This is a genomic window from Campylobacter parajejuni, from assembly GCF_046764905.1.
In the GTDB taxonomy this organism is placed as follows: domain Bacteria; phylum Campylobacterota; class Campylobacteria; order Campylobacterales; family Campylobacteraceae; genus Campylobacter_D.
This window is the reverse complement of record NZ_JBKORB010000001.1, coordinates 145,188-160,780: the sequence shown is the minus strand read 5'-3', so window position 1 is coordinate 160,780 and position 15,593 is coordinate 145,188. Positions and strand designations below refer to the sequence as shown.

Genomic DNA, 15,593 nt, shown 5'->3' with positions numbered 1-15,593 from the left:
GAAGCAATCTACTTTTAAATTTAAGGGGATTGCTTCAATTTGACTACGCCAAATTTCGCAATGACAATAACTATCACCCCGTCATTGCGAGGCGAAGCCGAAGCAATCTATGCTTTTACTTTTTGAAAACAAGTTTGCAAAAAGTCGCTTTACTAAAGGCACACCCACCTAAAAATCCTTGCGGATTTTTAGTCCTTTTAGCTTTTAAATCTTGTTTTAAAAGCTAAAATAAAATGCTACAATAACAAAAAAATTTCAAAGGTAAAAAATTGTGGCAAAAAATACTAATTTACACGGGGCAAAGGCAGCAAAAAAGGACGAGTTTTACACCCAGTATGAAGACATACAAAATGAGCTTGCGCATTATAAAAAGCATTTTTATGGCAAGGTTGTGCTATGTAATTGTGATGACCCTAAAATTTCAAACTTTTTTAAGTATTTTGCCCATAATTACTATGATTTAGGGCTAAAAAAGCTTATTTGCACCTGTTATAAAAACGCCAGTGGAGTGGAATTCCACAATCAAGACAAACTCATAAAAGAAGACCCAAGCGGAGATAAATCTTGCTTTTTTGAATATTATGGTAAGGAATTAGGTAAGAAGGGTAAAAAATTAATAGAAAATAAAAAAATTGATGAATTTATAGCTACGCAAATTCCCATTCAAGAACTAAAAAACGATAAAGAATATTTAAAAAAACCTAATGGGGGGGGGGTTAAGCTAAAAGATAAAGAGCTTTATCCCGCAGGGGATTTTAGAAGTTTGCAATGTATAGAACTGCTAAAGAGTGCTGATATAGTAGTAACCAATCCGCCCTTTTCTCTCTTTCGCGAATATGTCGCACAATTGATAGAATATGATAAGAAGTTTTTGATTATAGGGAATAAAAACGCTATTACTTATAAAGAAATTTTTAAGCTCATCAAAGGAAATAAGCTATGGCTAGGCTATACCTCAGCCAATGAATTTTTAACGCCTAATGAAAATGGCACAGGCTTTATTATTACCAAGCAAGTAAATGGGCTTACAAGGTGGCTTACAAATCTTACCCACAAAAAGCGTGCCGAGATTCTAGAAACCAATGCAAGTTATGCAAAAAATCCTGAAAAATATCCCAAATACGATAATTATGACGCTATAAATGTGGATAAAACGAGTGAAATTCCTATGGATTATAAGGGCGTTATGGGTGTGCCTATCACCTTTTTAGACAAGCACAATCCTAAGCAGTTTGAGATAGTGGCAAAAATGACCACGACAGGGATTGATGAATTTAATTTTGGCTATCCCTATATCAACGGCAAGAAAACTTACGCTAGAATTCTAATCCGCAAAATCGCCGAAGTAGAGGAGCTAGAGCAAGAAGAGCGAGAAAAAAGAAAGGCACAAAAAGCTAAAAAGGAGCAAGAATGAAACTCTATTCGTCATTGCGAGACTTGACTTTGTCAAGGCGTGGCAATCTACTCTTTAAATTAAGGGGATTGCTTCGTTACTCACTGCGTTCGTGTCTCGCAATGACGGGGTGAGTGTCATTAAAAAATACAGCATAAAAGAACCGCCCTTCTTTTATGCGAATTTATTGAATGTTTAAGTTTTAGCTAAGGCGGTTTAACTATAATTTTTATGTGATTAAGAGTTTTGATTAAGGAGTTTTAAAAGCTCTTTAATCAATTCTAAAACTAAAATTAAAATTTCTATGATTTTAATTCCCATTCTAGCCTCCTTTCTCGCATAAAAGAAGTTAGCCAACTTAAACTTGAAAAGTATATTATGATTTAAATTAAAATTAGGTTTAAAAATTAAGGAGAAAAAATGAACATCACAAGAACACAGATCAGCATAAGAGAGCTTATACAAGCTTATAATGACGATGAAGAGAGCGGGGAAGTTGTAGCTTACTCCGATGCTAAAGGCAGAGCAAGGCTTAATATACGCCCTAAATACCAAAGGGAATTTGTCTATAAGGAGAAAGAAAGGGCGGCGGTGATTGGCACTGTGCTTTGGGGCTTTCCTTTAAACACTATGTATTGGTCAAAAAATCCTAAAGGCTGTGAATATGAATTTGAAGTGCTAGATGGGCAGCAAAGGACTATTAGTATTTGTCAGTTTTGTAAGGGCGATTTTAGCCTTACGCAAATGCAATTTAGAGCGAATTGGGCTGGGGCGGTAACGAGCTTTAGCGGTATGCCAAAGGATAAGCAAGAAGAGTTTTTAAACTACAAGCTTGATGTATATATTTGTGAGGGCGATGATAGTGAGAAGCTAGAGTGGTTTAAGACTATAAATATAGCAGGTAAGGAGCTAAAGGCACAGGAGCTAAGAAATGCCATTTATGTAAGCACTTGGCTTGATGATGCCAAAAGGTATTTCTCGCGTAAAAACTGCAAGGCAAAAACAAATTATGACAAGTATCTTAAGGGTGAATACGACAGGCAGGACATACTAGAGAGTGCTATAAGCTGGAAGGTGGGTAAAAGAGATGATGAGCTTATAGAAAAATATATGGATAAGCAAAAAACAGATAACTTAAGCGATGCTAATGAGCTATGGAGCTATTTTCAAAATATAATGAACTGGGTGGAGGCGAAATTCCCCAAATACCGCAAGGAGATGAAGGGGCTAGAATGGGGATTTTTCTACATTAAATATAAGGACAAAAAGCTAGACGCTAAAGAGCTAGAATCTGAAATAGCAGAGCTTATGCAAGATGATGAGATAACGAGCAAAAAAGGCGTGTATGAATATGTGCTAAGCGGCGATGAGCGGCATTTGAATCTGCGTGCCTTTAGTGAAAGTATCAAGCGTGCGGTGTATGAGAAGCAAGGGGGAGTGTGTGCAAATAGTGATGGGCATATAAAGGGCGTAAAATGCTTATATGAAAATGAAAAGCTAGATATTAGTCAAATGGAAGCTGACCATATAAAGCCTTGGAGCAAGGGCGGTAAAAGCGATAAGGAGAACTGCCAAATGCTCTGCCGTGAGTGCAATAGAAGGAAGAGTGGTAGGTGAATTTAATCTTGTCTAAAAAATAATTAATTTTTCTGCCAAAAATTTTCTTTAGGATAAAGAATAAGGCTTTTTGTGAGTAAAATTTCATCATTGACATTTAAATCGCTATTAAAAGCTATGCTAATATGGGCTATGATAAGTCCATCTTGACTTAAATTTGCATCAGGATTGAAATTAGAAAATTTAAAGTTAATGCACCCGGCAATAGGGTAAAAATATTTGATTTTAATCAAAGCTTTTGCGTAATGAAAGCTTATATTATCTAAACATTCTTTATTTTCTTGCTTGGCTTGATAGAGAAAGTATTTGGCAAATTCTTTAGCATTGTGGCTTAAAATTTGAGCTTGGAGATAATAATAACTATCTTGAATTATTTTGGGTGTATAGCCTGAGATATTTAAACTCAGGCTCATCCATAAGCCAATGAGTAGTATCAAAAAAATAGTCCAAATTAAAACATAGGCTTTTTTCATAATACAAACCTTTTTTCAAGGCAGTATTCTTTGGAGCAAATTTTTAATTTATTATTTTTAAGTTCAAATAAAGTGATATTTTTAGAAATCAAACCCTTTTGAATGAGTTTTTCGCTAAATTTGGGTCTTAGTTCGTATAAAAGTTCTTGATTTTGTAATTTTATAATAAGCTTAGCTTGTAAGGGGATAAATACTCCTGTGAAATTGGCATTAAGCTTATCATTTTCTAAGACAGAGATTTTTTCGATTTTATTAAATTTTAGAGCGTAAATAGCCTTTTCATTATCACTAAATAAATCTTTTCTATTTTGAAGCTGGATTTTAAGCTGGGATTTGGGCGAATAAAGCGTTTGATTATTTTCCAAAATAAGAGCTGAATTTATAAGATAAAGTTGCTTGTCTTCTAAGCTGATTAACTCATCTTTTAAAAGGCATTGTAAGGTATTTTGCGAAAAAGTGATATGAATGCAATTTTGTATCCATTTTTCTATTTTAAGTAAGTTTAAATGCGTTTGAATAGCGTTTGTGTTGCCATCTAAGGATTTAAAATTTAAATGATAAAAATGGACTAAGGGTTTGGAAAGCAAGGTGGCTATGAGTGTAAAAAGTATAAGCGATATTACAAGTTCAAAGAGTGTGAAGGCTTTATTCATTCTTTAAAATAAAACTTGTAAGCTTGATTTTGAAAATGAAGTTTGCGAAATTCAAATACTTCATCGCTTGCAACTTGCTCTTGTATCATCATAGGTTTTAAGCTTGAAGTTTGGAGTATAAGGGGTTTTAAAATAGCTTTTTCATATAAGCTCTCTTCAAGTTTGTAGAGTTTTTCAAAAAGCTTTGAATTTTCATAGTTTTTATAAATTTGAGTGTAATAATAAAAAATGCCGATAAAAATCAAAGACATAATCATCATAGCACTGATAAATTCTATAAGTATAAAGGCTTTTTTCATTTAGCAGCACTAGCACTGATAGCTTCAAAGAAACTTCCACGAACCCCTTTTTGCTCGAGTATTTTTATGCCTTTTATCGTAACTCCAGCGGGGGAGCAAATGTTTTCTTTGATAAGGGCTGGGTGTTCGTGTTCTAGTAAAGCACTAGAGCTTTTAAATAAAGAGCGAGTTAAATTTAAGCTAAGTTCTTTTGGCAAACCCTCATAAACTCCCCCATTAGCAATGCTTTCTGCTATGAGAGCTAAAAAAGCAGGAGCGCAACCGCTAATCGCCATAGCTGCATTCATTTGTGCTTCATTGTCTAGTTTAAAAGCCCAGCCAAAACTTTGCAAAATGTCTAAAATTTCTTTTTCAAAATGAGAATTTTTAAGTATATAAGGAGTGGTTGAGGCTTTGTATTTGGCTGCTGTATTAGGCATAATTCGGGCATAATTTTGAGCTTTGATGCTTTGTAATTTTTCAAAATCAACATTGGCTAAGACAGAGATTAAAATACGAGCTTGTCCTTTTAAAATCGTAGCCATAGCTTCTAAAGCATAGGGTTTGAAAGCTAAAATAACATCCTTGCCTTCTATATCAAAATCTTCGTAAAGTAGGGTTTTAAAGCCTTGAGTGCTAAGGGTTTGAAGCTTCTTAGGATTTCTTCCTACTATGCAAAGTTCATAATCATCTTTCAAGCCATAAGCTAAGGCTGTTGCCATAGTTCCATTTGCAAGTATGTAGAGCATTATTTTTTAATATAATTAGCAATTTGGTCAGCCTGGAAAAAGTCAGGGTAATTTATCGTATCTAAAATGACTTGCACCATAGTGTTATTGTCTTCATTAATCACCACAGGGGCTAAGAAATTTACCGTAGATTCTTCAATGCTTTTTGCAATGGCGACTATGTTAAAAATTTTCATATTGGATTCAGGTGTTAAAGAAAGAAGCTCTTGGTAATAAGTCGGTATATCAAATTCATAATCAGGTCTAATTAAATAAGGATTGATTAAAACAAAAGAAAAGTCTTTTCCATCAAGGCTTTTTAGTCTTACAAATACTTCATCAATAGTTGAAAATTCCATATTTTTAGTCTCTTCAAAACCTAAGATAGGGCATTTAACAGCTAGGGTCATGTTTTCTCCTCAAGTTATAATAAACAATATTTTAACATAAAATAAGCAATAATCATTCCAAAATTTTAAATTATTTAATGAAATTTATTATAATTTTATAAGAAGCTAATCAAAAAATGGTTAGAATACAAATTTTTAAAATCAAGGTGGAATATGAAAAAAAGTATTTTTTTACTCATTTTTATGGCTATTTTTTTTAGTGCGTGTAGCGTAAAAAGCGATGAAGGTTTGTATAATCTTAGTGCGAGCCAGTGGTATAAACAAATCATTAAGGATTTACAAAGCAAGGATTTGGAAAAGGCTGATGAGCATTATAATGGTATGGCAAGTGAGCATATTGCTGACCCTTTGTTAGAAACGACTTTGATTATTTTAGCCCAAGCTCATATGGATGAAGAAGAATACCAATTAGCTGAATTTTATTTAGATGAATACAACAAAAAATTTGGGACTTCGCGTAATGCTGATTATATTCTTTATCTTAAGATTAAGGCTAAATTTGATGCCTTTGCCGTGCCAAATCGCAATCAAGCCTTAATGCTTGAAAGTCAAAAAGAAATCGATAAATTCTTAAAAGATTATCCTTATACACAATATAAGCCTTTGGTTCAAACTATGCTGACTAAATTTAATTTAGCCGTTTTTTACCTTGATAGCACCATAGAAAATCTATACCAACGCACAGGGCGTGATGAAAGTGCGGAAATTTACAAACAAAGACTTAGAGAAAGTGAATTTTATAAGCAAAGCATTATCGAACCTGAGCTTCCTTGGTATAGAAGTATATTTGAAAGATTTTAAAACTTAAGGAAAATAAATGCAACTTGAAGAGTTACAAAATTACCCAGCCAATTTGCCTGTATTGGTTGAAGATGAATTGTTTTTATATCCCTTTATGATAACTCCTATTTTCATCAATGACGCTTCGAATATGAAAGCCTTAGAGCTTGCGATTAAAAATGATAGTATGCTTTTTGTCGCACCCTCTAGGCTTGAAAATGGAAGAAATTTTGATGAAATTTATCCTTGTGGAGTGATTGGGACTATTATGCGAAAAGTTCCTTTGCCCGATGGGAGAGTAAAAATACTTTTTCAAGGCTATGCTAAGGGTAAAATCATAGAGCCAATCTCTAATAAACCCTTAGAAGCTAAGATAGAATTGATAAGAGAAGATTTTTTAGAAGGAGCAAAAAAAGAAGCCTTGCTTGAAGTTTTAAAAGAAAAGGTAAAAAATTTAGCCAGCATTAGCCCTTATTTCTCGCCTGATCTTTTAAGAACCATTGAAGAAGGCTTTGATGCGGGTAGAATTTGTGATTTGGTTTTAAATACCATACGCATTAAAAAACAAGTGGCTTATGAATTTTTTATTTTGAGTGATTTAGAGCAAAAACTTGTGAAATTGATTGATTTAATAGCTCAAGAAATTGAAACAAGCAGAATTCAAAAAGAAATTAAAAATAAGGTCCATTCGCGTATTGACAAGGTTAATAAAGAGTATTTTTTAAAAGAACAATTAAGACAAATTCAAAAAGAGCTTGGTTCGGATAGCCAAAAAGAAGATGAAGTTAGAGAGTATCAAAAGCGTTTGGAGGCTAAGAAAAAATTTATGCACGAAGATGCTTATAAGGAAATTAAAAAGCAAATTGAAAAATTCGAACGCATTCATCAAGACAATTCCGAAGCTTCAATGATTCAAACCTATATAGAAACGGCTTTAGATGTTCCTTTTGAAAAAATTTCTAAGAAAAAACTTAATATTAAAGAAGTTGCAAAACAACTCAATTACGACCATTACGCCTTAAATAAACCAAAAGAACGCATAGAAGAGTATTTTGCCGTCAGAGAGCTTTTGGAAAAAAGAAAAATAGCAGATAAGGATGGTGCTAAGGTTATACTTTGTCTTTATGGACCTCCGGGCGTGGGGAAAACTTCTTTGGCTAATTCTGTTTCTAAGGCTTTGAAAAGAGAGCTTATTCGTATAGCTTTAGGGGGGCTTGAGGATGTCAATGAACTTCGTGGGCATCGTAGAACTTATATAGGAGCTATGCCCGGACGCATTACTCAGGGACTTATAGAGGCAAAACAGATTAATCCTGTGATTGTTTTAGACGAGATAGATAAGCTAAATCGTAGTTTTAGAGGCGATCCTTCGGCTGTTCTTTTGGAGATTTTGGACCCTGAGCAAAACTCTAAATTTAGGGATTATTATCTAAATTTTAATATAGATTTAAGCAAGGTAATTTTTATAGCCACAGCCAATGATATTAGCAATATCCCCGCACCTTTAAGGGATAGAATGGAATTTATAGAATTAAGCTCTTATACTCCAAATGAGAAATTTCATATTATGAAAAAGTATCTTATCCCCGATGAACTTAAAAAACACGGCTTAAAGCCAAGTGAATTGTCTATTGATGATGAAACCATAGAATTAATCATTAGTGATTATACTCGCGAATCAGGGGTTAGGAATTTGCGGCGTAAAGTTGCAGAATTGTGTCGCAAAAGTGTCAAAAAATTACTCTTAGAAAATATTAAAAAAGTTAGTATCAATGTAAAAAATTTAAATGAGTTTTTAGATAAGAAAGTTTTTGAAATTGAGAAAAATGATGGAGAAAATCAAGTCGGTCAAGTGAATGGTTTGGCTTGGACTAGTGTAGGTGGCGATGTTTTAAAAGTAGAGGCTGTAAAAATTAAGGGCAAGGGAGAATTAACACTTACTGGAAGCTTAGGTGATGTGATGAAAGAATCTGCTAAAATCGCCTTTAGTATGATAAAAGTTTTAATCGATGAAGGGAAGATAAAAATACCTAAAAAAATGATTATCGACCCTAAAATCAATGTTTATGATAGTTATAATCTACATATTCATGTGCCTGATGGAGCTACCCCAAAGGATGGTCCAAGTGCAGGTATTACAATGAGTGTAGCCCTTGCTTCTGTTTTTAGCGATAAAAAAGTTAGAGCCGATGTGGCGATGACGGGTGAAATAGATTTAAAAGGAAAGGTTTTGCCTATTGGTGGCTTAAAGGAAAAATTAATTGCGGCTTATAAAGCAGATATAAAAACAGCCTTAATTCCAAGAAAAAATTACGAAAGAGATTTAAAAGACATTCCTGATGAGGTTAAGGACAATATGAAAATCATCGCTGTGGATACTTTTGATGAAGTCTTAAAACACACTTTGGTTTGAAGATTAGGTAAAGAAAATAAGAAAGATTGAGCAAGCTTATTAAGCTTGCTTTTTTATAGTCCTTCAAAAGGATTGCTGACTACATTTTTTCTATCGACTATGTAAGGAATGAGAGCCACATGCCTAGCCCTTTTAATCGCAACTTCAACCATCTCTTGATATTTTTTGCTTGTGCCTGTTAAGCGGCGTGGCATAATTTTGAATCTTTCAGATAAAGCGTGTTTTAACATTGCTGTATCTTTGTAATCAATAAATTCAACTTTTGCTTCTGTGTATTTGCAATATTTGCGAGAGTATTTTCTTTTTTCTGCCATAGTTTATCCTTTAAAATGGTAAATTTGTATCATCGCTATCATAAGCATCGATATCAATTTCTTTTAATTTTTCTTCGTTTTGTGGGTTTTGGTTTTTTTGTGGAGCCTGATTTGCTTTTGCTTTATTAAAATTTTGATTTTCGCTCGTATAAGGGTCGTAGCTTTGATTTTCATAATTTGAATAATTATTGTTTGAAAAGCCATTATTAGCAAAATTACCACCTTGCTGCGAAGCAACATTGCCAAGCATTTCCATATTTTCAACCTGAATGCTATGTTTGGAGCGGTTTTGTCCATTTTGGTCGCTCCATTGCTCAAATCTCAAACGACCTTCTATGAGAACCTTCGAACCCTTTGCAAGGTATTGATTTGCAATTTCTGCAGTCCTTCCATAAAAGCTTATATCAATAAAGCAAGTTTCTTCTCTTTTTTCTCCATTTGTAGTAAATCTTCTAGTAACAGCAATAGCAGAAGCTCCAATAGCACTCCCACTTTGTGCGTAACGCATTTCTATATCGCGTGTAAGATTGCCTACCAAAACAACTTTATTAAACATTTTTTTCCTTATTGAATTTCAGGAGCATCTAAAGGTTTGATTTCTTTTTTAGATTGCTTAATTCCGTGGCTAAGTTTTTCCCAAGCTGCGATTTCTTTTTTGTTTTCATATTTAACAATTAAAAATCTTATCACTTCTTCAGTGATTCTTAGCACCCTTTCAAGCTCGGCAATTAAATTTGTAGGAGCTTTGAAATAAATCACAAAATAGGTCCCTCTTTCGTATTTTTTGATTTTATACGCTAATTTTCTAGTGCCCATGGGAACTATGGTTTCAATTTCAGCACCATTTTTGTTTAGGACTTCTTTAACGAATTCCAACTTCGCATTCACTTCCTCTTCGGCAAGCGTTGGTTTTAAAATAAATAAAACCTCATAATGTTTCATTATTTTCTCCTTGTGGATATTAAAAGCCCATTTTCATGGGCAAGGATTTTGCATAAAGCAAGACCAGATTATATCAAAATATACTTAATTTATACTTCAACAAAATATGGACTTTGCTTAAGGTCTAAAATTTAGGGTAAAAATTTAACAAAAGCACTTTAAGATAGAACTTGAATTAAATTTTGTCTTAGTTCTTCAAGCATAGCAAAGCGTTTTTTATACATAGAACGTTTTTGGCTTGGAATTTCTTCAATATTTTTACGAGTGTGCGAGAGTTTATAATATTTGTGTTTGTTGATTTTTACAAGCTCTCCACCATTTTCGAGCCAAATTTTTTTATAATCCACAAAATAGCCTTTGTCTTTGCTTTTTCCATGTCTTAGCTGAGTATTTTCATATATGCCTAAGGTCATTTGAAATTTAAGAATTTCACAAAGCATTTTAGCACATTCTATGAGTAAGGCACTAGGTCTTAGTCCATAACATTGTTTTGTGAGAATTTTATTGATTTTTATATTATCAAAATTCCCTTTAATTCCTTGAACGCAAGCAATTAAAAGATTCTTTTGAGCAGTGAAACAATAAGAAAGTTGGTAAATTGTTTGATGATTATAACAAATACTAATATTCCAAAAGCCTTCTTCGCAAGAATTTCCATTGCATCCTAAGAATATTTCAATCTCATCAGGGTTATTTTGATAATATATTTTCAAAGGCTGAGTTAAAAAACCTTGAAAAAAATGATACCCTTGTAAAAGGTCTTGGGTTAAATTTTCATAGCGTTCTTTTACATTAAAACTAATGTCGCAAAAATCTCTATATATAGAGTAGAGTATCCAAGAATTTCTTATACAAAATTCTTGTAAATGGGGATTTAAAATCAAAAATTTTTCAAATTTTGTCTTATAAGAAAAAAATAATAAATGCCTTAAATAATATCTCATTTTTCTTTTGAGAACAATGCTTCTTTTAGGGTCGTCAAAATTAGGCATTGAGAGTTTAAATTTATTCACCCACTGCCCTTACTATATCATTATAAGTTGCAAAAAGCATTAGGCTTAAAAGTAATGCCATTCCGCCATAGCTTAGATATTCAAAAGCACGCTGGGGAACTTTGCGTCTAAAAATCATTTCATAAAGATTAAAAAGTATGTGTCCGCCATCAAGCATAGGAATAGGCAAGAGATTTAAAATACCTAAATTTATAGAAATTAAGGCGGCGATAAATAAAAGCAAGGCAAAGCTGGAGCTAGCAGCCTTTGAAGTAAGTTCTGTCATTGTGATAATGCCACCTAAATTTTTTGCTTCCACTTCTCCGCTTATTAGTTTTCCTATGCCTTTAACAATGAGCGTAGAAGCCCTAATGCTCTCATCTAGGGCGTATTGAAGGCTTTTTAAGCCTTGATGAAAAACAAGGATTGTAGAGCCACTTGGACTCACTCCAAGTTGGGGTTTTTCAATAATTTGTCCAAAGTCATTATATCCTTGTGCTAGTTTGGGACTTAGGATAAATTCCAGCTTTTTTCCTTCTCTATTGATTAATACTTTCAAAGGTTCTAAGCTTAAATATTTTGAAATTTCATCAAAGCTTTGAATTTTTATGCCATCAATTTCTAAAATTGTATCATTTTTTTGAAGTCCTGCTTGCTCTGCGGCGGAATTGGGTGCTATATTGCCTATTTGTGCGGCAAGTTTTTCTATGCCTAAATTTCCTATGATGATATAGAGAAAAAAGGCTAAAATGAGATTAAAAAAAGGTCCTGCAAAAAGTATATAAATTTTCTTCAAAGGACTTAAAATACTATAACTATCCGGCTCTAAATTCTCAAAACCCGGACGCATATCATCTTGTCCTTTAAGCTTGACATAACCCCCAAGTGGTAAGGCACTTAAGCGGTATTTTGTGCCTTTAAATTCACGCTCTATAAGACTTTTTCCAAATCCTATACTAAAGACTTCAACTTTTACACCCAAAGACCTTGCGGCTAAAAAATGTCCTAATTCGTGAAAGAAGATTAAAAATGAAATGACTAAGATAGTGGCTAAAAATTCCACAGAATAAAAATTAAATCCCAAAACTAAAATGAGAACTAAAAACAACAAAGACTTCATTTTTTCCTTTCCTTGTGAGCCTTAATATAGACATAAATGTATTCAAAGCCTGAATATAGGGTTAAAAACAAAGCCGCATAGAGCAAAAACCCTGCACCCATCCAATCCATAATCAAAAAAATAATAGCCGTCATTTGAAAAGCTGTTTTAAGTTTGCCCGCGAAAGAAGCACTGACATCTAAATTCTCGCTTACCATCACAACCCTAAAGCCAGTGATGAAAAACTCACGCACCAAGATGATATAAACCACCCATTCATTAGCCTTGTGAGCCAGTAAAAGCCCTAAAAAAGCCGCTAGAATAAGCATTTTATCCGCTAAAGGGTCTAAAATCGCCCCTAATTTAGTGCTTTGTCCCCAAGTTCTTGCTATATAACCATCAAAAAAATCACTCAAAGCAGCCAGTGAAAAGGTAAGAGTGGCAAAATAATTCACCCAGCTTTGATGGATATTTTCAAAGCTAAAACTCAGCAAAAAAAAGAGCAAAGGTGCTAAAAGCATTCTAAAAATTGCTAAAATATTGGGTAAATTCATATCAAGCCTTGCAAATGGGTTATAATTAAAATTATATAAAAATTATGCAAAGGCTTAGTAAAGAAAGGGGTAAAAGAATTAATTTTTCTCATTCAAAATTATTTTTTAAGTAATATTTAAACAAATTTTACAACTTCATCAAAAGAAAAACGACTTTTTTGCGGAATTTTTTCATCATTAGAATAGCCTAAAGCCACCACTAAAGCAGACCTTTCTTTTTGCGTTTGAAGGGCTAAATAGGCATCGAGCTTTTCTTTATCAAAGCCACCTATGGGACAAGTGGCTATATTAAGAGCATTAGCACCATAAAGTATGCTAGTCATTGCTATGTGGGCTTGTTCCCTTGAGTAAGCTAATTTTTGTTCATCATTTAAAGCTTTTAAAAAGGGCAGATAGGTATCAAGGCGTTTTTGAATTTCGGCTTCACTTAAAGCTCTTTTTCTAAGCTTTTTTTCAAAATAAGCTAAAAAATCCAGTCTTGAAACGATGATAATCAATGCAGCACAATCCTTAATGTGCTGTTGTTGATTGCAAATTTGAGAAAGTTCTGCTTTTTTCTTTTCATCTTGCACGACTAAGAATTTCCAAGGCTCAAGCCCTAAGGAGCTAGGACTTAATCTTGCTATTTCTAAAATAAAATTTAAATCTTCTTGTTTTAATTTTTCTTTTTTAAAATTCCTGCAAGAATATCTTGTGCTAAAAATTTCAAGTTCTTTTTTCATTGTTTTTCCTTATAAAATTCAACCACTTCGTCAAATTTTAAGCGTTGAGCCCGATATTTTGGCTCTTTAGCCTTGTAGCCTAAGGATAAAATCACAGCCGTTTCAAAAGGGTGTTTTAAGCTTAAAAACTCATCTACTTTTTCCTTTTCAAAACCCCCTATCATACAAGAATCAATGCCTAAGCTCATAGCCGCTAAAGCCATTTGATTTAGGGCTATATAGCATTGAAGCTTGGCAAAATGATAAAGCTCTTTATCATTCATAGCATTAGTCTTATAAGTGTAAAGCTCTAAAATTTTTTGAAAATTTTCTTCACTCGAACCTGAAATACGGCGGATTTGTTTTTGTGTGAATTCATCTTTGCTTTGCAAATCCTTTCTGGCTAAAAGAATGATATTATGACTGGCACTTGCGACATTTTCTTGATTAAAACACAAGCGGGCTAGTTTTAAATTATCTTCTTTTTCACTTAGCACCACAAATTTCCAAGGCTCAAAGCCGTGTGAGCTAGGGGCTAAAATCCCACTTTCTAAAACAAATCTTAAATCTGTTTGGCTAATTTTTTTATCATTAAAAAGCTTGCAAGCACGGCGTTTTGAAATCAAATCTTTAAAATCCATTTTTAACTCCTTGTAAAATAATTTTTAATTATAAAAGACAAAATTTAATCACAAATATTATAAAAGGCTTTTTCTAAAAACAAAGCCTGATTTTTCAAAATCCATTTTTTCAACATAAAATTCGTGAGCTTTTACCCTAAAAAAACTGGAGCTTAACTCTAATTCTTCGTATCCTTGTTCTTTTGCCCAAGTTTGAATTTTTTCCAAAAAAGCCCGACCTACGCCCTTGCTTCTTAGCTTTTCATCTACGACAAAATCACAAATATAAAGACAATGACTATGATAAAGCACATTAAAGGGCATTACCCCACAAGCTGCTTGAAATTCTCCTTCTACTTCGTAAGCAAAAAGTTTGTAATGCTGGGTTTGTGTGGCAAGTTGAAATTTATCTAAAAAGTCTTTTAAAGATAGCTTGTTTCTTAGTTGTTTTATTAAGGGATAAATTTTTTCTAAATCTTCTTGTAGGCTAAGTTCTCTCATTATTAAGTCCTTAAAATTCAAAAATTTCAGGTTTTAATTTTAGAAGTAGGCAAAAAGCTGCCAAAACGGCTTGTTCTTGCACGAGTGTTCTGTCGCCTTTTAGATGCAAAAGCTCTTGTATAAAGGTCCCATCTTTAAACATCGCTCCTATGAAAATACTCCCACTTTGTATAGCCCCTACGCTTTGTTCTCCTGCTACTCCGCTTAGTGCTAGGGCAAAATCAGGCTGGGCTGTTTTAAAAATGCCTTTTAGCATAAAATAAACACAACGCTCACTATACGCACCCCCGTTTTCTAAAACCCCTTCGCTAATGCCTAGCCATTCGTGTTTAAGGCGGTTAGAATAACTTATGATAGAACCCTCAAAAATTTCACTCACGCCTGAAATTTGAGTTAAAGCACTAGCACAAAGACCCCCTGTGCAACTTTCAGCAAAGGAAATTTTTAGTTTTTTTTCTAAGAGTTTTGAAGCGATGAATTCAATAGGATTTTTACCCCAGAAAAGTTTTTGCCCAAAAAGTTTTTTCACGCTTTTTAAAAAGCCATCAAGTTTTCCAAAATTCGCACAAGTGGCTTTAATCAGCACAAGATTGTCTAAAAGTTTGCTTGATTTTATATTCACTTCATAGGACTTTGTTAGGGTTTGAAGTAGCAATACAGCACTTTCATCATCCATTCCAAAGATGCAAAAATAAGCAAAATTTAATTTTATATCCCCAAGCAACGGGGGAAGTTTTTCACCGGGATTTGTTTTGATGACATTGATTTTTGAATTTGAAAAATGACACACAAAGCTATCCTTGCTAAATTCAGCCTTATTAGGCACTAGGGTATCTTCTTTTAAAATGAGTTTATCTTCATCTAAGGTTGCTAGAATTTTAGCTATGGTCGCATAATAAGCAGGGCTTGTAAAAAGGGTGATAAAATCATACTGGTTGAGTAAATTTTCAAGCAAAAAAGGCAAATCTTTGTCGGTTTTATTTTGTATGCGAATTTCGTTAATCTCTTTAAATTTTTCTTCATAAGTTCTATAAATGTAATTTTTGAAATTTTCATTCATAGTAAGCTCATCTCCTATAAGATAAAGCAAATGTTTCATAAAATTTTCCTTTTTTCTTTTAATTA

At 33.3% G+C, this 15,593-nt stretch carries 19 protein-coding genes; 4 read left to right on the top strand and 15 right to left on the bottom strand.

What is annotated here, in order from left to right; translation table 11 throughout:
* Window positions 1-271 precede the first annotated feature (271 nt).
* Both ACLL8X_RS00790 and ACLL8X_RS00785 read left to right on the top strand, forming a co-directional pair.
* A complete protein-coding gene (locus tag ACLL8X_RS00790) occupies window positions 272-1,414 on the top strand; it encodes an adenine-specific methyltransferase EcoRI family protein (RefSeq protein WP_411989052.1) in 1,143 nt (380 codons plus the stop codon).
* 399 nt (window positions 1,415-1,813) lie between these two features.
* Window positions 1,814-3,010, top strand: coding sequence for a GmrSD restriction endonuclease domain-containing protein (locus ACLL8X_RS00785; RefSeq protein ID WP_411989051.1), 1,197 nt, complete (start codon window positions 1,814-1,816; stop codon window positions 3,008-3,010).
* 23 nt (window positions 3,011-3,033) lie between these two features.
* Here the strand turns inward: ACLL8X_RS00785 and ACLL8X_RS00780 are convergent, their stop codons facing one another.
* From ACLL8X_RS00780 to fliW, 5 genes are read right to left on the bottom strand one after another with little or no spacing between them, the layout of a single operon-like run.
* Entirely contained in the window at window positions 3,034-3,483 is a 450-nt protein-coding gene (locus ACLL8X_RS00780; RefSeq protein ID WP_411989050.1) for a hypothetical protein, read from the bottom strand.
* Complete coding sequence (locus ACLL8X_RS00775; protein WP_411989049.1) at window positions 3,480-4,136, bottom strand: hypothetical protein; 657 nt, start codon at window positions 4,134-4,136, stop codon at window positions 3,480-3,482. Before ACLL8X_RS00775 ends, ACLL8X_RS00780 begins: the two co-directional genes overlap by 4 nt.
* On the bottom strand, window positions 4,133-4,435 hold the full coding sequence (locus tag ACLL8X_RS00770; protein WP_411989048.1) for a hypothetical protein: 303 nt from the start codon (window positions 4,433-4,435) through the stop codon (window positions 4,133-4,135). Before ACLL8X_RS00770 ends, ACLL8X_RS00775 begins: the two co-directional genes overlap by 4 nt.
* Window positions 4,432-5,163, bottom strand: a complete 732-nt coding sequence (locus ACLL8X_RS00765) for a pyrroline-5-carboxylate reductase (protein WP_411989047.1) — start codon at window positions 5,161-5,163, stop codon at window positions 4,432-4,434. The genes ACLL8X_RS00770 and ACLL8X_RS00765 overlap by 4 nt, the downstream gene beginning before the upstream one ends.
* Window positions 5,163-5,552, bottom strand: coding sequence for a flagellar assembly protein FliW (gene fliW, locus ACLL8X_RS00760; protein ID WP_411989046.1), 390 nt, complete (start codon window positions 5,550-5,552; stop codon window positions 5,163-5,165). The genes ACLL8X_RS00765 and fliW overlap by 1 nt, the downstream gene beginning before the upstream one ends.
* Window positions 5,553-5,705: 153 nt before the next feature.
* Here fliW and bamD point away from each other — a divergent pair, with 153 nt between their 5' ends.
* The gene (bamD, locus tag ACLL8X_RS00755) at window positions 5,706-6,353 is read left to right on the top strand and encodes an outer membrane protein assembly factor BamD (protein WP_411989045.1); all 648 of its coding nucleotides are present in this window, start codon (window positions 5,706-5,708) and stop codon (window positions 6,351-6,353) included.
* 16 nt (window positions 6,354-6,369) lie between these two features.
* Complete coding sequence (gene lon / locus ACLL8X_RS00750) at window positions 6,370-8,745, top strand: endopeptidase La (protein ID WP_411989044.1); 2,376 nt, start codon at window positions 6,370-6,372, stop codon at window positions 8,743-8,745.
* A gap of 53 nt (window positions 8,746-8,798) precedes the next feature.
* On the opposite strand, the gene rpsR is transcribed toward lon, so the two are convergent.
* The 10 genes from rpsR to ACLL8X_RS00700 all read right to left on the bottom strand — a co-directional run bounded on the left by rpsR (window position 8,799) and on the right by ACLL8X_RS00700 (window position 15,567).
* Window positions 8,799-9,059 carry a 30S ribosomal protein S18 gene (gene rpsR / locus ACLL8X_RS00745; RefSeq protein ID WP_411989043.1) on the bottom strand — a complete coding sequence of 87 codons (261 nt, stop codon included), beginning with the start codon at window positions 9,057-9,059 and terminating at the stop codon, window positions 8,799-8,801.
* Window positions 9,060-9,069: 10 nt separating this feature from the next.
* Window positions 9,070-9,615, bottom strand: coding sequence for a single-stranded DNA-binding protein (locus tag ACLL8X_RS00740; protein ID WP_411989042.1), 546 nt, complete (start codon window positions 9,613-9,615; stop codon window positions 9,070-9,072).
* Between the two features lie 8 nt (window positions 9,616-9,623).
* Window positions 9,624-10,001: a 30S ribosomal protein S6 gene (gene rpsF / locus ACLL8X_RS00735; RefSeq protein WP_411989041.1), complete on the bottom strand. Its 378-nt coding sequence runs from the start codon at window positions 9,999-10,001 to the stop codon at window positions 9,624-9,626.
* Between the two features lie 158 nt (window positions 10,002-10,159).
* Window positions 10,160-10,993 (bottom strand): DUF535 family protein, encoded by an 834-nt coding sequence (locus ACLL8X_RS00730; protein WP_411989222.1) that lies wholly within the window; start codon window positions 10,991-10,993, stop codon window positions 10,160-10,162.
* Between the two features lie 13 nt (window positions 10,994-11,006).
* Window positions 11,007-12,113: an RIP metalloprotease RseP gene (rseP, locus tag ACLL8X_RS00725; protein WP_411989040.1), complete on the bottom strand. Its 1,107-nt coding sequence runs from the start codon at window positions 12,111-12,113 to the stop codon at window positions 11,007-11,009.
* Entirely contained in the window at window positions 12,110-12,646 is a 537-nt protein-coding gene (gene pgsA / locus ACLL8X_RS00720; protein WP_411989039.1) for a CDP-diacylglycerol--glycerol-3-phosphate 3-phosphatidyltransferase, read from the bottom strand. Before pgsA ends, rseP begins: the two co-directional genes overlap by 4 nt.
* Before the next feature lie 116 nt (window positions 12,647-12,762).
* Window positions 12,763-13,368 carry an NAD(P)H-dependent oxidoreductase gene (locus ACLL8X_RS00715; protein ID WP_411989038.1) on the bottom strand — a complete coding sequence of 202 codons (606 nt, stop codon included), beginning with the start codon at window positions 13,366-13,368 and terminating at the stop codon, window positions 12,763-12,765.
* Window positions 13,365-13,988, bottom strand: a complete 624-nt coding sequence (locus ACLL8X_RS00710; protein ID WP_411989037.1) for an NAD(P)H-dependent oxidoreductase — start codon at window positions 13,986-13,988, stop codon at window positions 13,365-13,367. Before ACLL8X_RS00710 ends, ACLL8X_RS00715 begins: the two co-directional genes overlap by 4 nt.
* 57 nt (window positions 13,989-14,045) lie before the next feature.
* Complete coding sequence (locus tag ACLL8X_RS00705; protein WP_411989036.1) at window positions 14,046-14,468, bottom strand: GNAT family N-acetyltransferase; 423 nt, start codon at window positions 14,466-14,468, stop codon at window positions 14,046-14,048.
* A 10-nt stretch (window positions 14,469-14,478) separates the two neighbouring features.
* Window positions 14,479-15,567, bottom strand: a complete 1,089-nt coding sequence (locus ACLL8X_RS00700) for a CinA family protein (RefSeq protein WP_411989035.1) — start codon at window positions 15,565-15,567, stop codon at window positions 14,479-14,481.
* Window positions 15,568-15,593 lie beyond the last annotated feature (26 nt).